Annotated in this window: 15 protein-coding genes; 9 read left to right on the top strand and 6 right to left on the bottom strand. The window is 69.0% G+C overall.

All coding sequences use genetic code 11. From position 1 onward, the window contains the following. The first annotated feature begins 90 nt into the window (after nt 1–90). Genes nirB through PV646_RS44295 form a run of 4 tightly spaced genes read left to right on the top strand, consistent with a single transcriptional unit; the run spans nt 91 to nt 4,665 of the window. Nucleotides 91–2,559, top strand: a complete 2,469-nt coding sequence (gene nirB / locus PV646_RS44310; RefSeq protein ID WP_500349153.1) for a nitrite reductase large subunit NirB — start codon at nt 91–93, stop codon at nt 2,557–2,559. Next, entirely contained in the window at nt 2,556–2,867 is a 312-nt protein-coding gene (gene nirD, locus PV646_RS44305; protein ID WP_500349152.1) for a nitrite reductase small subunit NirD, read from the top strand. Before nirB ends, nirD begins: the two co-directional genes overlap by 4 nt. Next, entirely contained in the window at nt 2,864–3,955 is a 1,092-nt protein-coding gene (locus PV646_RS44300; protein ID WP_500349151.1) for a uroporphyrinogen-III synthase, read from the top strand. Before nirD ends, PV646_RS44300 begins: the two co-directional genes overlap by 4 nt. Further along, entirely contained in the window at nt 3,952–4,665 is a 714-nt protein-coding gene (locus PV646_RS44295) for a sirohydrochlorin chelatase (RefSeq protein ID WP_500349150.1), read from the top strand. The genes PV646_RS44300 and PV646_RS44295 overlap by 4 nt, the downstream gene beginning before the upstream one ends. Nucleotides 4,666–4,826: 161 nt before the next feature. Here the strand turns inward: PV646_RS44295 and PV646_RS44290 are convergent, their stop codons facing one another. Genes PV646_RS44290 through PV646_RS44280 form a run of 3 tightly spaced genes read right to left on the bottom strand, consistent with a single transcriptional unit; the run spans nt 4,827 to nt 7,486 of the window. Next, the gene (locus tag PV646_RS44290) at nt 4,827–5,153 is read right to left on the bottom strand and encodes an MGMT family protein (protein ID WP_500349148.1); all 327 of its coding nucleotides are present in this window, start codon (nt 5,151–5,153) and stop codon (nt 4,827–4,829) included. Nucleotides 5,154–5,166: 13 nt separating this feature from the next. Then, nucleotides 5,167–6,156: an alpha/beta hydrolase gene (locus tag PV646_RS44285; RefSeq protein WP_500349146.1), complete on the bottom strand. Its 990-nt coding sequence runs from the start codon at nt 6,154–6,156 to the stop codon at nt 5,167–5,169. Nucleotides 6,157–6,163: 7 nt separating this feature from the next. Next, on the bottom strand, nt 6,164–7,486 hold the full coding sequence (locus tag PV646_RS44280; protein ID WP_500349144.1) for a cytochrome P450: 1,323 nt from the start codon (nt 7,484–7,486) through the stop codon (nt 6,164–6,166). 182 nt (nt 7,487–7,668) lie between these two features. Between PV646_RS44280 and PV646_RS44275 the strand changes: the two genes are divergently transcribed. Both PV646_RS44275 and PV646_RS44270 read left to right on the top strand, forming a co-directional pair. Further along, nucleotides 7,669–8,487, top strand: a complete 819-nt coding sequence (locus PV646_RS44275) for an SAM-dependent methyltransferase (protein ID WP_500349142.1) — start codon at nt 7,669–7,671, stop codon at nt 8,485–8,487. Nucleotides 8,488–8,589: 102 nt separating this feature from the next. After that, nucleotides 8,590–10,674: a putative bifunctional diguanylate cyclase/phosphodiesterase gene (locus PV646_RS44270; protein ID WP_500349140.1), complete on the top strand. Its 2,085-nt coding sequence runs from the start codon at nt 8,590–8,592 to the stop codon at nt 10,672–10,674. On the opposite strand, the gene PV646_RS44265 is transcribed toward PV646_RS44270, so the two are convergent. Together PV646_RS44265 and PV646_RS44260 are read right to left on the bottom strand one after the other, a co-directional pair. Continuing rightward, entirely contained in the window at nt 10,671–11,669 is a 999-nt protein-coding gene (locus PV646_RS44265) for an alpha/beta hydrolase (protein ID WP_500349139.1), read from the bottom strand. The two genes, PV646_RS44270 and PV646_RS44265, sit on opposite strands and share 4 nt — an antisense overlap. Before the next feature lie 17 nt (nt 11,670–11,686). Continuing rightward, nucleotides 11,687–13,000: a cytochrome P450 gene (locus PV646_RS44260; RefSeq protein WP_500349137.1), complete on the bottom strand. Its 1,314-nt coding sequence runs from the start codon at nt 12,998–13,000 to the stop codon at nt 11,687–11,689. A 187-nt stretch (nt 13,001–13,187) separates the two neighbouring features. Between PV646_RS44260 and PV646_RS44255 the strand changes: the two genes are divergently transcribed. Both PV646_RS44255 and PV646_RS44250 read left to right on the top strand, forming a co-directional pair. Beyond that, complete coding sequence (locus PV646_RS44255) at nt 13,188–14,003, top strand: SAM-dependent methyltransferase (RefSeq protein WP_500349136.1); 816 nt, start codon at nt 13,188–13,190, stop codon at nt 14,001–14,003. Between the two features lie 106 nt (nt 14,004–14,109). Beyond that, nucleotides 14,110–16,230 (top strand): putative bifunctional diguanylate cyclase/phosphodiesterase, encoded by a 2,121-nt coding sequence (locus PV646_RS44250; RefSeq protein WP_500349135.1) that lies wholly within the window; start codon nt 14,110–14,112, stop codon nt 16,228–16,230. Nucleotides 16,231–16,270: 40 nt separating this feature from the next. On the opposite strand, the gene PV646_RS44245 is transcribed toward PV646_RS44250, so the two are convergent. After that, a complete protein-coding gene (locus PV646_RS44245; RefSeq protein WP_500349134.1) occupies nt 16,271–17,218 on the bottom strand; it encodes a chitinase in 948 nt (315 codons plus the stop codon). Between the two features lie 229 nt (nt 17,219–17,447). Between PV646_RS44245 and PV646_RS44240 the strand changes: the two genes are divergently transcribed. Beyond that, on the top strand, nt 17,448–20,585 hold the full coding sequence (locus PV646_RS44240; protein WP_500349132.1) for an ATP-dependent helicase: 3,138 nt from the start codon (nt 17,448–17,450) through the stop codon (nt 20,583–20,585). Nucleotides 20,586–20,625: the final 40 nt, after the last annotated feature.

The raw sequence follows: 20,625 nt of genomic DNA, 5'->3' as shown, positions 1-20,625 counted from the left end.
CGAGAGTTTCCTTTAACACCCGCGAAATGTCGCGGACCTTGGGATGACACGCCGCCCGGTGAGCATACCGGGCGGAAGGAGGGATGCCCGATGACTGCGTCGAGTAGCAAGACCCTGGTCGTGATCGGCAACGGCATGGTCGGCCACCGGCTCGTCGAGATCCTCCGTGACTCGCCCTGGCGGATCGTGGTGTTCGGGGAGGAGTCCCGCCCCGCGTACGACCGCGTCGCGTTGTCGTCCTATGTGGACAGCTGGGACTCCGCGGATCTGGAGCTGCCCGCGCTGAGCGGGTGCGAGCTCCGCCTCGGTGAGAAGGCCGTGTCCGTGGACCGCGACCGCCGGGTCGTGGTGGGCGCCTCCGGTGTCGAGATCTCGTACGACGCGCTGGTGCTGGCCACCGGCTCGGTGCCGTTCGTACCCCCGGTGCCCGGCCGCGACCTGCCCGGTTGCCACGTCTACCGCACGATCGACGACCTGGACGAGATCCGGGCGACGGTGGAGACGGCCTCGCGCCCCGGCCGCCGTTCCGGGATGGTGCTCGGTGGCGGTCTGCTCGGGCTGGAGGCCGCCAACGCGTTGCGCGGCATGGGAGTCTCGCCGCACGTCGTCGAGCTGGCACCCCGGCTCATGCCGATCCAGGTGGACGACGGTGGTTCGGCGCTGCTCAAGCGGCTGGTCGAGAAGCTCGACCTGACCGTGCACACCGGTACCTCCGCCTCCTCGATCGAACGCGACGGGACGCGGCTGATCGCCAAGCTGGCCTCCGGTCTCGAACTCGACCTCGACGTGGTGGTGTTCAGCGCGGGCATCCGGCCGCGCACCGACCTCGACCTGGGGCTGGAACTGGGACCGCGCGGTGGTTACCTGGTCGACGCGGCCTGCCGGACCTCCGATCCGCTCGTGTTCGCGATCGGCGAGTGCGCCGCCGTCGAGGGCGTGACGTACGGGCTGGTGGCGCCTGGCTACTCGATGGCCGAGGTGGTCGCCGACCAGATCTCCGGTGGCGCGAAGGTGTTCCCCGGTGCCGACGTGTCCACGAAGCTGAAGTTGCTCGGGGTGGACGTGGCGTCGTTCGGCGACGCACACGCTGCCACCGAGGGTGCGCTGGAAGTCGTCGTCAACAACGCTGTTGCCGGTACCTACAGCAAGCTCGTGGTGTCGGACGACGCGCGCATCCTGCTGGGTGGCGTCCTCGTCGGTGACGCCTCGTCGTACCTGTCGCTGCGGCCGTTGGTCGGCAAGGAAGTTCCGGCCGCGCTGCTGCAGCCCGGTGGCGCCGTGGACGTGGAGATGCCCGCCGACGCGCAGGTCTGCTCCTGTCTCGCGGTGACCAAGCAGACCATCACCGACGCGATCGGGTCCGGTGTGGCGTGCGACGTGGCCGAGCTGAAGGCGTGCACCAAGGCCGGCACGGGTTGTGGTTCATGCGTGCCGATGCTGAAGAAGCTGCTGACCGAGTGCGGTGTCGAGCAGTCCAAGGCGTTGTGCGAGCACTTCACCTACTCCCGCGCGGAGCTGTTCGAGATCATCCGGGCGACGCGCGTGACGACGTTCTCCGCGTTGGTCGAGAAGCACGGCACCGGACGTGGTTGCGACATCTGCAAGCCCGCCGTGGCGTCGATCCTGGCGTCGCTGGGCAACGGGCACATCCTCGGCGAGGCGCAGGTCTCGTTGCAGGACACCAACGACAAGTTCCTGGCGAACCTCCAGCGCAACGGCACGTACTCGGTCGTGCCGCGCATCCCCGGTGGTGAGATCACGCCGGAGAAGCTGATCGTCATCGGCGAGGTCGCTCGTGACTACGGGCTCTACACGAAGATCACCGGCGGTCAGCGCATCGACCTGTTCGGCGCGACCGTCGACCAGCTGCCGGAGATCTGGCGTCGTCTCGTCGACGCGGGCTTCGAGTCCGGGCACGCGTACGGCAAGTCTTTGCGCACGGTGAAGTCCTGCGTCGGCACGACCTGGTGCCGGTACGGCGTGCAGGACTCCGTCGGTCTCGCGATCGAGCTGGAACTGCGCTACCGGGGGCTGCGGTCGCCCCACAAGCTCAAGTCGGCCGTGTCCGGATGTGCGCGTGAATGTGCTGAGGCGCGCAGCAAGGACTTCGGCGTGATCGCCACGGAGAACGGCTGGAACCTGTACGTGGGCGGCAACGGTGGCTTCACGCCTCGGCACGCCGATCTTCTGGTGTCCGATGTGGACACCGAGGAGCTGATCCGGGTGATCGACCGGTTCCTGATGTTCTACATCCGCACGGCCGACCGGCTGCAGCGCACCGCGGCGTGGCTGGAAGGGCTCGACGGCGGGCTCGACCACCTGCGCGAGGTCGTCGTCGACGACAAACTCGGCATCTGCGCGGAGCTGGAGACCGCGATGGAGTCGCACGTCTCCGACTACGCCGACGAGTGGCGTGGCGTGCTGGAGGACCCGGAGAAGCTGGCCCGGTTCACGTCGTTCGTGAACGCGCCGGGTGTGCCGGACCCTTCGATCTCGTTCCGCGCTGAACGCGGTCAGCGCGTCCCCGTCTCCCTCGGCATTCCGGAGGTCGTCAGGTGATCGTCTGTGACTTCGACGTGTTGCGTCCGGAACAGGGTGTCGCGGCACTGCTGCCCGACGGCTCACAGGTGGCGGTGTTCCTGACCGCGGAAGGCTCCCTGCACGCGCTGGACAACATCGACCCGTTCAGCGGCGCGGCGGTGCTGTCGCGCGGCATCATCGGCGACCGCGGCGGCGTGCCGGTCGTGGTGTCGCCGGTCTACAAGCAGGCGTTCGAGCTGGCGACCGGCAAGTGCCTGGACGAGCCGTCCGTTTCCGTTGCGGTGCATCAGGTGCGCGTGCGTGACGGTGTTGTGGAGCTGACATGACAGGCCCGCTGGCGGGCTTCACGATCGGCGTCACCGCGGCCCGCCGCGCCGACGAGCTCATCGCCATGCTGGAACGCAAGGGCGCTTCCGTCGTGCACGGACCGGCTTTGAGGATCGTGCCGCTGCCCGACGACGCGACTCTGCACGCGGCGACGTTGGAGCTGGTTTCGTCGCCGGTGGACGTCGTGGTCGCCACCACCGCCATCGGGTTTCGCGGGTGGTTCGAGGCTGCCGAGGGGTGGGGGCTGGCCGGGCGGTTGCACCGAGCGTTGGAGGGCGCTGTGGTGTTGCCGCGAGGTCCGAAGGCGAAGGGTGCGGTTCGGGCTGCCGGGCTGGTCGAGGCCTGGTCGCCGTCGTCCGAGTCGAACGCCGAGTTGTTGCAGTACCTGTTGCGGATGGGGGTGTCCGGGAAGCGGGTGGCCGTGCAGTTGCACGGGGAGCCGTTGCCGGACTTCGTGAACACCCTTGCCGCCGCGGGGGCTGAGGTTGTCGAGATCCCGGTTTACCGGTGGGAGCCGCCGGCTGATGTCGGGCCGTTGCTGCGGTTGATCGACGCTGTGGTGGCCGGGCAGGTGGATGCTCTGACGTTCACGTCGGCGCCTGCTGCTTCTTCCGTGTTGCGGACGGCTCCGGACTCGGCGGCTTTGATTTCTTGTTTGCGGCGCGATGTTCTGGTCGTCGGAGTTGGTGCCATCACCGCTGGGCCGTTGGTCGCCGCCGGGATTCCCGTGGTGCAGCCCGCTCGTTCCCGGATCGGGTCGATGGTGCGGGAGTTGGCTGTGGAGTTGCCTTCCCGGGCGTTGCGGCTGCGGATTGCCTCGCGGGACATGGAGATGCGCGCTCAGGCCGTGGTGATCGACGGTGAGCTGCGGCCCGTTGCGCCTGCGCCGATGGCTGTGCTGCGAGCTCTGGTGTCTGCCCGGGGACGGGTTGTTTCCCGGCAGGAACTGTTGGCTGCCCTGCCTTCTGGTGGCGAGGAGCATGCCGTGGAGACGGCTATCGGGCGGTTGCGGACCGCTTTGGGGTCGCCGCAGATGGTGTGCACGGTTGTGAAGCGTGGGTATCGGCTAGCTATGGAGCCTGCATGAAGCTGGTGTTGGCGTTTCACGGGACGCGGGATCCTCGTGGGCCTGTGGTGTGTGCTGAGATCGCGGCGGCTGTTCAGGCCTTTGTGGATGTTCCCGTTGTGGTGGCTTATGCGGATGTCCGGGAGCCGTCTGTTCGGGCCGTGGTGGACGGGCCCTGTGTCGTGGTGCCGGTGTTCCTGGCTGCCGGGTATCACGTCCGGGTGGACATTCCCGAGCAGATCGGGGGGCGGGACGGGGTTGTCGTGACTCCGCCGCTCGGGTTGGACGCGGTGCCGGCTGTTCGGGATCGGTTGCGTGAAGCGGGTTTCCGCCGCGGTGATGTTGTTGTGCTTGCCGCGGCGGGTTCTTCTGATTCGGCGGCGTTGGCTTCGGTGCGGGTCGCCGGGGAGTTGCTGGGTGCTGCCGGGGTTGGATATGTGGCTACCGCTACGCCTCGGGTCGCTGATGTTGTTGCTGGGTTTCGGGGTCGGGTGGCTGTGGCTTCCTGGTTGCTGGCTCCTGGGGTGTTCCACGAGTCGCTTGCTGCCTGTGGGGCTGAGGTTGTCTCTGCGCCTATCGGGGCTCATCCGGTGGTGGTTGAGGTGTTGGTGCGGCGGTTCTTGGATGCTGTTGCCGGTTCCAGCGGGGTTGGTCGCGTTCCTGGGGGCGGTCGCCTTGCTAGGACGGGCGCGCAGGTCGTGACGGATCAAGGGCTTGCGATTGGGGCTTGACCTCGAGCCTCTGGCATCCCGCCCAGCCAAGGTCAAGCCCAATCGCCGTGAGCGGGGCCTGTCGCTACCCAGAGCACGAGGTTCACACGGCTCGCTCCGCATCGCCACGCCAGGCGCCGTAGGTGGGTGGCCTGCGCTGGCGAGTGCGGTCGGTGTTGTGGCTACCAGAGACCCGGTGGCTCGACGGGCTCGTCCTTGCGGGCGTCCTCCCAGCGGTAGTCCCGCAGGTTCACCTTGCCGTCCAGGTTCGGGACGCCCTCCTCGTGGAGGAGTTGGAGCTGGGTGTCGCGCAGGTGTGGGGCGCAGGTGCCGTCGGCCTTCAGGACCCGTTGCCACGGCAGGTCGTGGCCGTCCTCGTTGAGGATTCGGCCCACCAGCCGTGGTGACGGGGCCTTGGCCAGATCCGCGATGTCGCCGTACGTGGCTACTCGTCCGCGTGGGATGGCCATGATCGTTTCGCGGACTCGCTCGTGGATCTCTTCGTCCATGCGGTGAGTCTAGCTAGATGGTTCTTGACCACTGGGCTACCGCGGCGTGGTAGTCCGGGGCGTTCGGGGCGTAGTTGATGGAGTGGCCGTAGCCGTTGAGGACGTAGGTGTCGAGGCGCGGAACCGCTGGGAAGAACGGCGCCTCGTCTGCTTTCAGGGCTGCTGGGGTCGAGCAGTCGCTGCCCATGAGGGGGAGGCCCGCGCTGCAGAAGTGGGTGTCGTTGCCCACCACCAGGAACACCGGGACCCTGATCTGGCGGGAGATCGGGATGATCACCGTGTTGAGCAGGATCGTGTCGACGGCCTCGGTGACCGCGAAGACGTCCTTGGTGGCCTCGTCGAACGAGATCGAGCCCGGGATGAGCGGGCCCGGTTTGTGGAACGAGTTGTAGCGGGTGTCCGGCATCGTGGTGAGGTAGCCGAGGTCCAGGCCCGCCGGGATCATGTTGGCCAGCACCGGGACCACGGTTGTGTAGTTCATCTTGTGCGTGAAGCCGGTGACCAGGACGCCGTCCACGTCGCGGTAGGTGCCTGCCTCGATCATCGCCATCGCCGAGCCGATGGAGTGGCCCGCGACGATCACCTTGGTGAAGCGGGGTTTCAGGGTGGTGATGACCTGGTGGACCGCGCTGGCCTGGGTCGAGGCCGTCACCAGTGCGCTCAGGGGTTTGCTGCTCTTGCCGGTGCCCAGGCGGTCCAGGGCGAGGGTGGCGAAGCCCGCGTTGTTCTGGGACCGGGTGAACGAGTGGGTCGACGGTTCGAAGCCCACGTCCCAGTACGTGCGGTCGTAGGTGCCGCCCGGGATCAGGACCTGCACGGTCCTCGCGCCGTCGGGGACGCAGAGCCTGCCCGCCATCGTCTCCTGCGTGGTGACCAGTGGGGTCAGGCCGATGCGCACCGGGTAGGTGACGTCCTGGCAGGAGGTGGCGGCGGAGGCCGTGTGCGGGGCTAACAGGGTTCCGGTGGCGAGCAGCGCTACGGCGCAGAGCCGGCGGAAACGCATGGGGGTACTACCTCTCGGGCTGGGTGCGGGGGACGGCCCTCATGAGCAGGCCGTTCGGGTACGGCGCGGACGTGAACTTCACGCGTGCCGGACGGGTGGGGACCAGTCGCCAGCGGGCGGCGATCGTGGCGAGGGTGATGACGATCTCGGTCTGGGCGAAGGTGTTGCCCAGGCACTGGCGGTTGCCGCCGCCGAACGGGATGAAGGCGCCGCGGGGCAGGCCCGCCGTGAACTCACGAGTCCAGCGGTCCGGCCAGAAGCGTTGCGGGGACGGGAAGTAGCGCTCGTCGTGGTGCAGGGCGTGGGGACTGACGATCACCTCGGCGCCCGCCGGTAACGAGACGTCGCCGAGTTGTACCTCGGTCAGCGTCCGGCGCATCACGAACCAGATCGGGTACATCCGCAGGGTCTCCTGCACGACCTGCGCCGTGTAGGTGAGGGAGGGGACGTCGGCGAACGTCACCGGGCGGTCGCCCACGACCGCGTCGACCTCGGCGTGCAGGCGTTGTTCGACCTCCGGGGAGGTGCCCACCTCGTAGAGGGCCCAGGCCAGCGCGATAGCCGTGGTCTCGATGCCCGCTGTGAGCAGGGTCAGGACCTCGTCGTAGGTCTGCTGGTCGGTCATGCCGACGCCGTCCTCCTGCGCGAGCAGCAGCATGGACAGGACGTCGCCGTTGTCGCGGCCGTCCGCTCGCCAGCTCTCGATCACCTGCAGCACAACGGCTTTCATGCGCGCGATGGCCGCGTCGAACTCCCGGTTGCCCGGCAGCGGGAGCTTCTCGACGAACGACGGGGAGAGCGCGCGGATCATCCCCTGCTGGATGACCGTGAAGATGGACCGGCGGACCTCCTCGACCGCGCGCCTGCCGATCTCCGTCGAGAAGAGCGTCTCGCCGACGATGGTGACCGCGAGCTCCTGCATGTCGTCCTCGATGACGCGGACCTCGCCGGGGCGCCACCGCGCAGCCAGCGAAGCAGCAGCACGAGCCATCGTCGAGGCATAGGCTTCAATCCGTTCCCGATGGAACGCCGGTTGCATCATCCGGCGCTGGCGCAGGTGGTACTCGCCGTTCGACAGCAGCAGTCCCGTCCCCAGGTACGGCTGGAACTTGTCGAACATGGCGCCCTTGCGGAACTTCGATCCTTGCGACACGAGAACTTCGTGCGTCAGCGCTGGGCTGGTGACGAAGTGCGCGTGCAGCGGGCCGAGGTCGAGGCGCACGACGTCGCCGTGTTCGTGCAGCGCGTCGGTGAACTTGGCGCGCCGCGTCAGCATCGACGGGGTGTGCCCGAGCAACGGCCATCGGTGGGGAGCCACCGGGACGGACATTCGGACTCCTGAGGAGTTCGGCCGAATGGGGACGGACCACCCTAGGAGCCGTTTGGGGGAAGACGACAGTGCCTGAACGGGTGGTTCGGCGTCACTCTGATGGTTCAGTGCGTGCGTCGCTCGGGTGACTAAGCTCGTGCGTCTTCCCCGACGAGCCACGAACGACCGAAGAGGTGTTCCCCGTGGCAGAGACCCAGAACTGGGTTCCGCTCGGCATCGACACGAACGTGCCGAGCATGGCCCGCGTCTACGACTACATCCTCGGCGGCGCCCACAACTTCGCCGCGGACCGCCAGGTCGGCGGGCAGATCGAGAAGCTGGTGCCAGGGCTGCCCAGCGTCGCCAGACTCAACCGCCGGTTCCTCGGCCGGGCGGTGAACTTCCTGATGGACCAGGGGATTCGCCAGTTCCTCGACATCGGTTCCGGCATCCCGACCGTCGCGAACGTGCACGAGGTCGCTCAGGAACGCGACCCGGCCGCGCGCGTCGTCTACGTCGACAAGGACCCGGTCGCGGTCGCGCACAGTCAGTTGTTGTTGGCTGACAACAAAAACGCCGCCATCGTGCAGGCCGACATGCGCGATCCGGAGATCGTGCTGTCGAGTCCCGAGGTCGGGAGGTTGCTGCGCCTCGACGAGCCGGTGGGGCTGTTGATGCTGCTCATGATGCACTGGGTGCCGGACGAGGACGGTCCGGAGAAGCTCGTCGCGCACTACCGCGACGCGCTGCCCGCCGGCAGCTTCCTCGTCATGACGCACGTCGCCAAGGACCAGATCGACGGCAGCGTCGACGAGGCCGCCGCGGTCGTGAACCAGAGTCGCAGCGCCGACCAGATGCACATGCGCGACCATGCCCAGGTCAGCGCCTTGTTCGACGGGTTTTCGCTGGTGGAGCCCGGTCTCGTCGGCTGCGGGGAGTGGCGGCCGGACGGACCGGGGGATTTCGCCGACGAGGCGTCGATGAACATGTTCTTGTACGCTGGGGTCGGTCGTAAGGACTGAAACCACGCTGTAGTGTCGGAGGATCACACGGTTGGCGCAATGGGCGTCGACTGCCGGTGGGTAAACTGCCGGACACTCTCCAACCCATACAGGGCAACGGGAATGACGAAACCGAGCCGAAGACCCGATGCCGCTCCACCCGAGGACACCGCCGCCGTCCGTGCGCGAGAAGCCTTGTCGCGCAAGTGGAGCTACCTGCTCAGCAGCGTCGTCGTAGTCGCGCTGAGCAGAGAGGAGCTGGACGCCGAACTGGGCGTTCAGCTCGACGCATTGTGCGCGGCGCTGCACAGCGAACCGTTCGACCCTGCTCCGTTCGAGGAGGTCGGCGAACGGCTCGTCGCTCTCGGCTACGTCAACGAGCCTGGCCTCAAGCGCACGGTCGACGTGCTCGGCAAAGGCTTGCTGGCGCTGGAGGAGTTCCACTCGAGCGACCAGCACACGGTCCGCGTCGTGGGCGGAATCGGCGCGCTGACGTGCGGCTTCACCGCCGCGCGAGCACGCTCGATCCTGGACCAGCAGGAGAGCATGCAGCGCTCGCTGCTCAAGGCGGCCCACGACGCGCAACGGGACCAGCGCCAGAGCGAGGCGAAGTTCGAGGGCATCGCGTCCTCGTCCACCAACGGCGTCCTGATCGTCGGCCTCGACGGCAGACTGGCCTGGGGCAACGAGTCGATCGGCGTGATCATCGGACGTCCGCCCGAGCTGGGCACCCGTCTCGTCGAGCTCATCGCGCCGACCTCGATCGTCGTGTTCCGCGAGATGATGGAACGGGTCCTCTCCGAACGCGGCGAGTTCGAGCGCGAACCGATGCAACTGGTGCGCGGTGACGGGGAGTTCGCCAAGGTGACGCTCACGGCGTCCCTGCTCAGGGACGACGAGGGCAAGCCCAGTCATGTCCTCGTGATGGCGGACGACGACACGGAACTTGCTTTGTTGCAAGGAGAACTGCGCAGGCAGTCACTGCACGACGTGCTGACCGGGCTGCCGAACAGGCAGTTCTTCACCACCCACCTCGAAACGGTGCTGCGCAGGGCCGATCCCGAGTTCGGCGTGACGATCCTCCACCTCGACCTCGACGCGTTCGGCCTGGTGTGCAACAGCCTCGGCGCGCGAGTCGGCGAACACCTGCTCCAGCACGTCGCACGCAGGCTGCGGGCCGTGATGTCGCACGAGAAGTCCATGGTCGCGCGGTTCGACGGTGACGAGTTCGGCATCGTCGTGGAGAACACGGCGCTCACGCCGAACGTCGCGACCATGGTGGCGAACATCAACGCCGACCTGGGCGAACCGACCTATGTGGACGGTCACGGCCTCGCGGTGTCGGTGAGCGCGGGCGTGGTGCACCGGCCGCAGGCCGACATCGATCCGGTCGAACTGCTGCGCACGGCCGACCTGGCACTTCGGCAGGCCAAGCGCGACCGCCGCGGCCAGTGGGAGCTGTTCCACACCAGCGAGGACGCCGCCGGCCGCCGGGACGCGGCACTCGCCGTCGTGATGCCGGGAGCGTGGGAGCAGGGCGACATCGGCGTCGTCTACCAGCCCGTGCGCGAACTGGTGACCGGCGCACTGGCGGGCGTCGAGGCGTTGCTGCACTGGGATCTGTCGGACCACTGCGCGGTGCTCGCGGACGAGAGCGGGCTCATCCTGCCGATGGGTGAGTGGCTGATCAGGATCGCCACCGGCCAGGCCCAGTGGTGGCGCCAGCGCGGCGAGCTCGACCAGCAGTTCGGCGTGCGGCTCACGCACCACCAGTCGACCGACGCCGACCTGGTGTCCCGGGTGTCGAAGGTGCTGGAGGAGACCGGAATGCCAGCCGCCAGGCTGACGCTGAGCATGCCGGTGGGCGTGCTGGGCGTGGCCGACGCGGCGGAGAACCTGGGCACCCTAGCGGACATGGGCGTCCGGATCGCCCTCGACGACTTCGGGCTCGGCCCGCGTGACCTGGCCTGGCTCTCGGCGCTGCCGGTGGTGTCCGTGCTGGTGCCGAAGGACCTGGTGCACAGGCAGGATCCCCGCTCCGCCGCGCTGATCCCGGCCGTGCACGAGCTGGGTGTGAACCTCTGCGTGGACGGCGTCGAGTCCGCCGAGCAGGAGAAGTGGTGGCAGGAAGCGGGCGCCGACCTCGCGATCGGCGCCCACTACGGCTCCCCGCTGGACGCGGGCGAGTTCCTGCGGAAGATCTCTTAGAGGCCGCGCTGCCACTCGGTGACCGCCGAGTGGTAGCGGTCGGCCGTCTTGGTGTCGAAGTTGAAGACGTGCCCGTACCCGTTGACGACGAAGCCGTCGAGCCTCGGTGCCTTGGGGTAGAACGGCTTCTCGGACCGCACCAGCGCCGCCGAGGACGAGCAGTCGGCGCCGAGCGGCGGGGTGCCGCAGAAGTAGTCGGCCGAGGTCTGGATGGTCATCACCGGCACGTTGATGAGGGCGCTCACCGGCAGCACGAGGTTCGACATCAGCGCGGTGGTCACGAACTCGCCCGCGGAGACGACGTCCTTCGTGGCCTCGTCGAGCGTGTTCACGGCGGGAATGCTCGGGCCCGGCGCGTGGAACATGGTGTAGCGCGTGCCCGGCGCCGTCGTCAGGTAGCCGACGTCGAGGCCCCGCAGGCTCAGCTTCGGGTCGATCACGGCGGGGATCAGGTTCGTCAGCGCCGGCACGGCCCTGATGTAGTCCCACTGATGCGTCATGCCGGTGACCAGGACGCCGTCGACGTCGCGGTACCGGCCCGCCTCCGCCATCGCGATGGCCGAGCCGATGGAGTGCCCGCCGACGAGGACCTTCGAGAACCGCGGGCGCAGGTTCTGGATGATCTGGTGCACCGCCTCGGCCTGGTTCGGCACGTCGACGAGGATGCTCAACGGCTTGGTGCTCTTGCCCGAGCCGATCCGGTCCACCGCCATGGTGGCGATGCCCGCGCTGTTCATCGCGCGCGTGACCGAACGGGTCTCGCCCTCGACCGGGATGTCCCAGTAGCCGCTGGTGTACGTGCCACCGGGGACGAGCACCTGAACGGTCCGGGCTCCCTGGGGGACGCACAGCCTGCCGTACATCGTCTGCCGGATGAGCCCGAACTGAACGGGCGTGTACACGTCCTCGCAGGTGGTCGCGGCAGCGCTGGCCGGTGCGGGAACCGGCAGGAGGGCAGCGAGCAGCACGGCGGCACTGAGCCGACGGAAACGCATGGGGGAACAACCTCCAGCTAGCGGGGGACGACCTTCATCATCAGGTCGTTGGGGTAGGCCGCGTTCGTGAACTTGGTGCGCACGGGCCGGTCGGGGACCAGCCGGTAGCGGGCGCAGACCGTCGCCACGACGACGGCGATCTCGGTCAGCGCGAAGTGGTTTCCGATGCACTGGTGGATGCCGCCGCCGAACGGCACGAACGCGCCCTTGGGCAGCTGCTTCGCGCGGTCGGGCGTCCAGCGGTCCGGGTCGAAGCGTTCGGGGTCCGGGAAGTTCGCCGGGTCGTGGTGCATGGTGTGCGGGCTGAGGATCACCTCGGTGCCCGGCGGCAGCACCGCGCCACCGAGCCGCACTTCCTCGGCCGTGCGCCGCATCACGAGCCAGAGCGGGTACTTGCGCAGGACCTCCTGCGCGACCTGGCCCAGGTACGTCAGCTTCGGCACGTCGTCGATCGTCACCGCGCGCCCGGCCAGCACCTCGTCGACCTCCGCCACGACCCGCCGTTCCACCTCGGGGTTGGCGGCGATCTCGTGGAAGATCCAGGCCAGGGCGAGCGCGGTGGTCTCGATGCCCGCGGTGAGCAGCGTGATGACCTCGTCGAAGACCTGGTCCCCGGTCATCGGTTCGCCGGTGTCGGGGTCGCGCGCCATCAGCAAAGTCGACAGCAGGTCGCCGTGGTCGGTGTCGTCGTCGCGGCGGCTCTCGATCACCTCGGTGACGATGGCCCGCATCCGGGCGATGGCCTCGTCGAACTCGCGGTTGGCCGGGATGGGCAGCTTCTCGACGAACCCCGGCGAGAGCGCGCGCAGGATCCCGTTCCTGATGATCACGAAGACCGACCGGCGGGACTCGTCGATCGCCTTCTGGCCGATCTCGGAGGAGAACAGCGCCTCACCGACGATCGTGACGGCCAGGCCCTGCATGTCGGCTTCGAGCTGCCGCACGTCGCCGGGCTGCCAGCTGTCGAGCAGGTCGAGCGTCGCGCGGAGCATGGTGTTCGCGTAGCCCGCGATCCGGTCGCGGTGGAACGCCGGCTGCATCATCCGGCGCTGGCGCAGGTGGAAGGCCCCGCTCGACACCGCCAGGCCGTTGCCGACGAACGGGCGGAACTTGTCGTACATCCGGCCTTTGTGGAACTTCGGCGCGTCGGTGACCAGCACCTGGTGCGTCAGAGCCGGACTGGCGACGAAATAGGCGCGCATCGGCCCGAGATGTACTTCGACCAGATCACCCTGGTCTCGTAAATTCCCGGTGAATACGAATTTTTTCCTGAGCATTGGCAACGAATGCCCGAGAAATGGCAGCCGACCGGGTGCCACCGGGACGGACATCATCGCTCCTCGCGAGGCGGAAAGAGAATCGGGCCACCCTATGAGTCGTTCGGTCCAGAGTGACAGTGCCCGATCGGGTGGAGTGCGTTCACACTTGCGGCCTAGTCGCTAGCGCTTTGTGCATGACTAAGCTAGTGCGTCCGCAACCTGAAGAGGTGCGTCCGCAACCTGAAGAGGGTGGGTCGTCGTGTCCGACGGGCAGAACTGGATTCCGCAGAGCGTCGACGTGTCCGTGCCCAGCGCGGCGCGTGTGTACGACTACCTGCTCGGGGGCGCGCACAACTTCGCGGTCGACCGCGTGATGGGCGACAAGGCGGAGGAGATGATGCCGAACTCCCGCAGCGCGGCCAGGCTCAACCGGGCCTTCCTGCGCCGGGCGGTGCGGTACATGACCGAGCAGGGCGTCCGTCAGTTCCTGGACATCGGCTCGGGCATCCCGACCGTGGCCAACGTGCACGAGGTCGCGCAGGACGAGGCCCCGTCCAGCCGGGTCGTGTACGTGGACCGCGACCCCGTGGCCGTGGCCCACGGTGAGCTGATCGTCGCCGGTAACGACCGCGTCGGCGTGCTGCAGGCCGACATGCGGGACCCCGAGAGCATCCTCGGCAGCGCCGAGGTGAAGCGGCTGCTGGACTTCGACGAGCCCATCGGGCTGCTGATGCTGTTCATGGTCCACTGGGTGCCGGAGGACGCGGACCCGCAGGGCCTGCTCAAGCGGTACCGCGAGGCCCTGCCCAGCGGGAGCTTCCTCGCGATCTCGCACATGGCGGGCGACCACGTCAACGAGGAGGCCAGGGCCGTGACGGACCGGATGGCCCAGTCGGGCGGGGGTGGCGTCGCCTATCGCGACCGCGCGGCGATCGAGTCCTTCTTCGGTGATTTCGAGCTGGTCGAGCCCGGACTCGTCAAGTACGCCGAATGGCGACCTGCCGGTCCTGGTGACATCTCCGATGATCCAGCGGTGAACAGGATCGCGTTCGCCGGCGTCGGCCGGAAGCCATAACCATTCTCGATGGTGTGAACTAGATTCACGCGGCCGGTTGAGGCGGCGCCGACTCTGCGTGGGTAAACTGCCGGACTTCAGAGCCCAATGCGAGGCGGCCCTCCGAATGTCCAACCCGAGTCGAATACCTGATGTAACGCCCTCGCCTCAGGACAATGCGCGGGCGCGGACGACGCTCGCGCGGAAATGGTCGTATCGCCTGCTCGGAGCAGTCGCGATTCCTCTGGGCCGAGACGATCTCGACGACGAACTGCGCGTCCGGCTGGACGCGTTGTGCTCGATGCTGCACGAGGAACCGTTCGCCACCGCGCCGGTCGAGGCGGCGGGTGCGGACCTCGCGGCGCTGGGCCATCTGGGTAAGTTCGGCCTGCGCTGCACGACCGAGGTGCTCGGCAGGGGCCTGCTCGCGCTGCCGGAGTTCCAGCCCCTCGAGCGCTACGCGGAACGGATCGTGCTCGCCATCGGTGCGCTCGGTGCCGGTTTCACCGCGGCGAACGCGGAATCCGTGCTGGCACAGCAGGAGAGCATGCAGCGGTCGCTGCTCAAGGCCGTCCGCGACGCGAACTGGAACCTCAAGGAGAGCCAGGCCCGCTTCAACGAGGTCGTCACGTCGTCCACCAACGGTGTGCTGATCGTCGGTCTCGACGGCCGGCTGCTCCAGGTGAACGCGGCCATCGGCCAGATCCTCGGGCGCACCACGGAAGAGCTCACCGGCACCCCGTTGCTCGACCTGATCGAGCCCTCCTTCGTGGAGTCGCTGCGGGAGTCGATGACCGACCTCGCCGACGGCACCATCGAACGCTTCCGGCAGTCGCAGCGGCTGCTGCGCGAGGACGGCGACTCGGCGCCGGTGACGCTGGCCGCGTCACTGCTGCGCGGCGCCGACGACAAGCCGATGCACTTCGTCGTGGTGGTCGAGGACGGCACCGAACTGGCGCTGCTGCAGAGCGAGCTCCAGCGGCAGGCGTTGCACGACCCGCTGACCGGGCTGCCGAACCGCCAGTTCTTCACGACCCAGCTGGAGATCGCGCTGCGCAAGGCCGATCCCGAGCACGGCGTCACCGTCTTCCACCTCGACCTCGACGCGTTCGGCATGCTGCGCGACAGCTTCGGCGGCCGGGTCGTCGAGCGGTACCTGCAGCACGTGACCGGACGCCTGAAAGCCTTGCTGGCGGCCGAGAAGGTCATGATCGCCCGCTTCGGCGGCGACGAGTTCGGCGTCCTCGTGGAGAACACGGCGACCACGCCCGGCATCGACACGATCATGAAGGGCATCAACGAGGACCTGATGTCCGAGCCGACCTTCGTGGACGGCCACGGGGTCTCGGCGTCGATGAGCGCGGGCGTCGTGCACCGGCCGAGCAGCGAACAGGAGCCGCTCGACGTGCTGCGCGCGGCGGAGAGGTCGTTGCGCAGGGCCAAGAAGGGCAGGCGCGGGCAGTGGGAGCTGTTCCACGCCGGTCAGGACGCCGAGGAACGCCGTGACGACGCGCTGGCCGTGGAGATGCCGGCCGCGTGGGAGAACGGCGAGATCACCGTGCGGTACCGCCCGATCGTCAGACTGTCGGACGGCGCGGTCACCGGCGCCGAGGCGGAGTTCCACTGGGACAGGCCGGAATCCGGTGTGCTGGACCACCAGCGGTGCGCGGACCTGGCCGAGCAGACCGGGCTGATCCTGCCGCTCGGCGGGTGGCTGCTGCGGGTCGCGGGCGGCCAGTCGACGTGGTGGCGGCAGCGCGGGCAGTTCGACAAGCCGCTGGCCGTGCGGCTCACCGCGCACCAGGCGTCCGACGCGGACCTGGTCTCGCGGGTGGTGGAGGTGCTCGACCAGATCGGGGTGCCGCCCGAGCAGTTGATGATCAGCGTGCCCGGCAGCCGGCTGTCCGAGCCCGACGCGGCGGACAACGTGGCCGTGCTGGCCCGCATGGGCGTGCTGACGGCGATCGACGACTTCGGGATGGGGCCGCTGGACTTCGGCCTGCTCGCGGCCGACCTGCCGGTGCGAGCGGTGCGGGTGGCACGGGGCTTGGTCGACTCGCGGTCTCCGTACGTGGTGGCGCTGTTGCCGTTGCTGCAGGAGCGAGGCGTGTCGGTCGCAGTGGAGGGGATCGAGAACGCGGAGCAGGCGCAGTGGTGGTTCGACGCGGGCGCGGACTTCGCGACCGGTGGCCACTTCGGCGCGGCGCGCACGGCGGGAGACTTCTTGCAGGAGCTGGAACTCCGGTGACCGGACGGGGTCGGGGTCACGTCCGGCCACCGGAGAAGCGCTAGCCGGTGAACTTCGCCAAGGCCTTGGTGAACTCGTAGGTCTGCTGGTTGATGCCGCTGCACGACGAGCTCATCGCCCCGCAGTTGCCGCGGTCCCGGTTCACGGCCCAGAACGAGACGCGCGCCAGGTGCTTGGAGTTCGCCCACGTCACGATGTCGCGGAAGTTCTGCGGGGTGACGGTCTCGCCCGTGTCGGTCTTGCCGTTCATGGACGACAGGCCGCTGCGCCGGTACGCCGCGTCGTCGGTGAGGCCGAACGTCGACTTGACGTGGTTCTTCAGGCCGTCGACGGCACTCTTGGTGAGAGCGAGCATGTCTCCGCCGCTGCCCCAGTCGAACGGCATGACGGCCCACGTGTCGATCGGCGCGTTGAGTTCCTTGGCCCGCGTGATCAGGCGCTTGCCCCAGGAGTTCGGGCCGGTGCGGTCGGTCGGCATGGTGATGACGGTCTTCACGCCCGGGTTGTTCTGCTTGACGATCTTCAACGCGCCGAGCACGCGGTCCTGCGTGGTGTTGTTCTCGAACTCGGCGGCCTCGATGTCGATGTCGATCGCCTTGAGCTGGTAGGCGTCGATCACCTTCTGGTAGGCGCCCGCCAGCGCCGCGGGGGAGTTGCAGAACTGGCCGAGCTTGTTTCCGGACCAGCCGCCGATCGACGGAACCGCGTCACCACCGGCCGCGCGGATGTTGGTGATCAGCGTCTTGTCCGACCCGGTCAGCGAGCGGCTGCCGTCCCACTTCGGGTTGCAGGTGCCGTCGCTCAGGATGAACGCCAGGGTGAACGACCTGATGCCCGTCTGCTGCATGACCGTGGCGGGGTTGGGCTGGCCGCCCCACTGGTAGAGGTAGGGCGCCGCGAGCACGGGGTTGACGGCCGCCTGTGCGGTCGTGGGCAGCATGATCGCCGCGCACGTGGCCGCGACTGCGCCGACGAGGAACCGCTTCATCAGTCCTCCAGAGACTGCTCGGTCCAGGGCGGCGGAGCTGGCAGTGAGGGGGCTCACAACGTCTTCAAAAATGGACTAGACCACTGCTGTCTGTCAAGAAGGTAGGCGAAAACGGCCCGCGGCTTCGGCCGAGTGGCAGCGTGCCGCGTTCACGCCTCTGAACTGGGCGATTCGGTGGCTTGCGGCGGGCTTCGACGATCTTGTCGGTGCCGCGTGGTGCAATCGATGCGTGGCACTTCCACCCCAGCTGGTCCGCCGGAAGCCGGAGACGCGGCCGCGTCCCCGGTGGGACGCCGCTGCCCAGCGGGTCTTCGAGCACGAGGGCTTCGTCCGCGTGCTCGGCGGCCCCGGCACCGGCAAGACGACGCTGCTCGCCGAACTGGCCGCGCACGTCGTGCTGGAGCACGGGGCCGATCCGGAGAACGTGCTCGTGCTGACGGCGAACAGGCGCGCGTCGGTGGCGTTGCGCGCGCAGATCACTTCGTTGCTGACCGGGCATCTGTCGGCGATCCGCGAGCCGTTGGTGCGGACGGTGCACTCCTACGCGTTCGCGGTGCTGCGCAACCAGGCGGTGTTGCTGGGCGAGCCGCCGCCGCGCCTGCTGTCCGGGCCGGACCAGGACGCGATGGTGCGTGAGCTGCTCGCCGGCGACGTGGAGCTGGGGGCGTTGAAGTGGCCGGAGCGGTTGCGGCCGGCGCTGGAACTGCCGGGCTTCGCGCACGAGCTGCGGGATCTGCTGCTGCGCGCGGCGGAACGCGGACTCGGGCCGGAGGACCTGATCGAGCTCGGTGAGCAGCACGGGCGGGACGAGTGGGTGGCGGCCGGGCGGTTCGGGGCGCAGTACGAGGCGGTGAACCTGCTGTCCGGGATGGACTCCGCGACGGCGTACGCCCCCGCCTACGACGCGGCCGAGCTGGTGTCGTCGGCGTACGCGGCGTTCGTCAACGACGAGGACCTGCTGTTCGCCGAACGGCGGCGGGTGCGGTACCTGCTGGTCGACGACGTGCAGCACCTCGATCCGATGCAGTACTCGCTGATCCGCTCGCTCGGGTCCGGGGCCGCGCGGTTCGTGCTGGCCGGTGATCCGGACCAGGCGATCTTCACGTTCCGCGGCGCCGATCCGGAGATCCTGCGGGACGCGGACGGCGAGACGGTCGTGCTGCGCCAGTCGCACCGGATGCTGCCGGAGGTCCGGGACGCGGTGGCGCGGCTGGCTGCCCGGCTGCCCGGTGCCTCTCCCGCGCGGGTGGTGGATCCCGTGGACGGCGAGGGGTCCGTGCAGGTGCGGTTGCTCGCGTCGTCCGCGCAGGAGGCGACGTGGGTGGCGGACCAGTTGCGGCGCTCGCACCTGGCCGACGAGGTGCCGTGGTCGCAGATGGCCGTGGTGGTGCGGTCGGCGACGTTGTCCCTGCCGGTGTTGCAACGTGCTCTGCTCGCGGCCGGCGTGCCGGTGTCCGTCGCGTCGGACGAGTTGCCGCTGGCGCAGCAGCCCGCGGTGCGTCCGTTGCTGGCGCTGGTGCGGGCGGCCGCCGCGCCGGGATCGTTGGACGAGGACACGGCGGCGATGCTGCTGTCGTCCTCGTACGGTGGCGCGGATCCGTTGGCGCTGAGGCGGTTGCGGCGTGGTCTGCGGCGGCTGGAGATGGCGGCCGGGGGTGACCGGCCGAGCGGCGACCTGCTGGTCGAGGTCGTGGAGACGGCGGACCGGCTGGCGGCGCTGGAGGACGCGGAGTCGATGCCCGCGCGGCGGATCGGGCACCTGCTGTCGTTGGCGCGCAAGGCGATCGAGGCGGGCAAGTCCGTCGAGGTCGTGCTGTGGGACCTGTGGACGGCGACGGGTCTGCAGGACCGCTGGGTGGCGCAGTCGGCCCGGCGCGGGATGCCGGGCATGCAGGCGGACCGGGACCTCGACGCGATCGTGGCGTTGTTCGAGGCGGCCGCGAAGTACGTCGACCGGTTGCCCGGTTCGGGGGTCGCCGGGTTCGCGGACTACCTGGAGTCGCAACGGATCGTCGGCGACACGCTGGCCGCCTCCGCCCCGACCGGGGAGGCGGTGTCCGTGCTGACGGCGCACTCCGCGGCCGGGCGCGAGTGGGAGGTCGTCGCGGTTCCCGGCGTGCAGGAGGGCAGCTGGCCCGACCTGAGACTGCGTGGCACCGTGCTGGGCGTCGAACGCATGGTGGACGTGCTGGCCGGGCTTGAGCCGTCGGTGTCGGCGGTGGCACCGATCCTCGCCGAGGAACGCCGGCTGCTGCTGGTCGCCGCCTCACGGGCGCGGTCGAAGCTGCTGATCAGCGCCGTGCGCGGGGAGGACGAGCAGCCGTCGCGGTTCCTGGACGAGATCGAGTCGTCCGCCGAGGACGAACGGAAGCTGCACCGCCCGCAACGAGGCCTGGTGCTGGGCGAGCTGGTCGGCGAGCTCCGCCGGGTGGTGTGCTCGGACTCGGAGGACTCGGCCCGGCGTGCGCGCGCGGCCGAGCAGCTGGCCCGGCTGGCCGAGGCGAACGTGCCGGGCGCACACCCGGAGTCCTGGTACGGCCTGGCGGAAGTGTCCGTCGACGCTCCACTGTGGACTGAAGAGCAGAAGGTCAGCGTGACGCCGTCGACCATCGAGGTGATCACGAAGTGCCCGCTGCGGTGGGTCGTGGAACGGCACGGCGGGCAGGACCCGGCGGAGCTCGCCTCGGTGACGGGCACGCTGGTCCACGCGCTGGCACAGGCAGCGTCGTCCGGCGCGGACTCGACCCAGCTGCGGGTGAAGCTGGACGAGGCGTGGGCCGCGGTGGACGCCGGAGCACCGTGGTTCTCCCGCCGCGAACGCCTGCGCGTCGAGAAGATGCTCGACACGTTCCTGGCGTGGCTCGCCATGAGCCGCAGCCAGCTCACGCAGGTCGCGGTGGAGGAGGAGATGGTCGTCGACGTGCCGAAGCGCGACGGCGGCCCGTGGCTGCAGGTGCGCGGCCGGGTCGACCGCCTCGAACACGACGCGGACGGCCGCCCGGTCGTGATCGACCTCAAGACGGGCAAGAGCCCGGTGTCACGCGAGGCCTCGCAGGAACACCCGCAGCTGGCCGTCTACCAGCTGGCGTCGTCGCTGGGCGGCTTCACCCACATCGGACTCGGCACGGAGCCGGGCGGTGCCCGCCTGCTCTACGTGGCGAAGGAGGACAAGAAGACAGGGGCGGTCGAACGCACCCAGGCGCCTCTGGACGAACAGGGCGTGCGGGCGTGGCTGGAGGTCGTGCAGGGTGCCGCGGAGTCGGTGCTCGGGCCCCAGTACACGGCTCGGGAGAACGCGGACTGCGATCGCTGCCCGGCGCGCACGACGTGTCCGGTGCATCCCTCCGGGCGGCAGGTCAGCGAGTAAGCACTGTTGATCTGTCAGCTTCCAGGGGTCCGGCACGGAG

Origin of the sequence: Streptomyces sp. ID05-26A, assembly GCF_033794685.1 — a bacterium.
Classification (GTDB): Bacteria; Actinomycetota; Actinomycetes; order Mycobacteriales; family Pseudonocardiaceae; genus Lentzea.
This window is presented reverse-complemented; position numbering and strand designations above follow the sequence as displayed.

Excerpts from the sequence above, each read along its gene's own strand:
- nirB (WP_500349153.1), top strand. The coding sequence starts at position 91 with ATGACTGCGTCGAGTAGCAAGACCCTGGTCGTGATCGGCAACGGCATG.
- PV646_RS44300 (WP_500349151.1), top strand. The coding sequence starts at position 2,864 with ATGACAGGCCCGCTGGCGGGCTTCACGATCGGCGTCACCGCGGCCCGC.
- PV646_RS44295 (WP_500349150.1), top strand. The coding sequence starts at position 3,952 with ATGAAGCTGGTGTTGGCGTTTCACGGGACGCGGGATCCTCGTGGGCCT.
- PV646_RS44290 (WP_500349148.1), bottom strand. The coding sequence starts at position 5,153 with ATGGACGAAGAGATCCACGAGCGAGTCCGCGAAACGATCATGGCCATC.
- PV646_RS44285 (WP_500349146.1), bottom strand. The coding sequence starts at position 6,156 with ATGCGTTTCCGCCGGCTCTGCGCCGTAGCGCTGCTCGCCACCGGAACC.
- PV646_RS44280 (WP_500349144.1), bottom strand. The coding sequence starts at position 7,486 with ATGTCCGTCCCGGTGGCTCCCCACCGATGGCCGTTGCTCGGGCACACC.
- PV646_RS44270 (WP_500349140.1), top strand. The coding sequence starts at position 8,590 with ATGACGAAACCGAGCCGAAGACCCGATGCCGCTCCACCCGAGGACACC.
- PV646_RS44265 (WP_500349139.1), bottom strand. The coding sequence starts at position 11,669 with ATGCGTTTCCGTCGGCTCAGTGCCGCCGTGCTGCTCGCTGCCCTCCTG.
- PV646_RS44260 (WP_500349137.1), bottom strand. The coding sequence starts at position 13,000 with ATGTCCGTCCCGGTGGCACCCGGTCGGCTGCCATTTCTCGGGCATTCG.
- PV646_RS44250 (WP_500349135.1), top strand. The coding sequence starts at position 14,110 with ATGTCCAACCCGAGTCGAATACCTGATGTAACGCCCTCGCCTCAGGAC.
- PV646_RS44245 (WP_500349134.1), bottom strand. The coding sequence starts at position 17,218 with ATGAAGCGGTTCCTCGTCGGCGCAGTCGCGGCCACGTGCGCGGCGATC.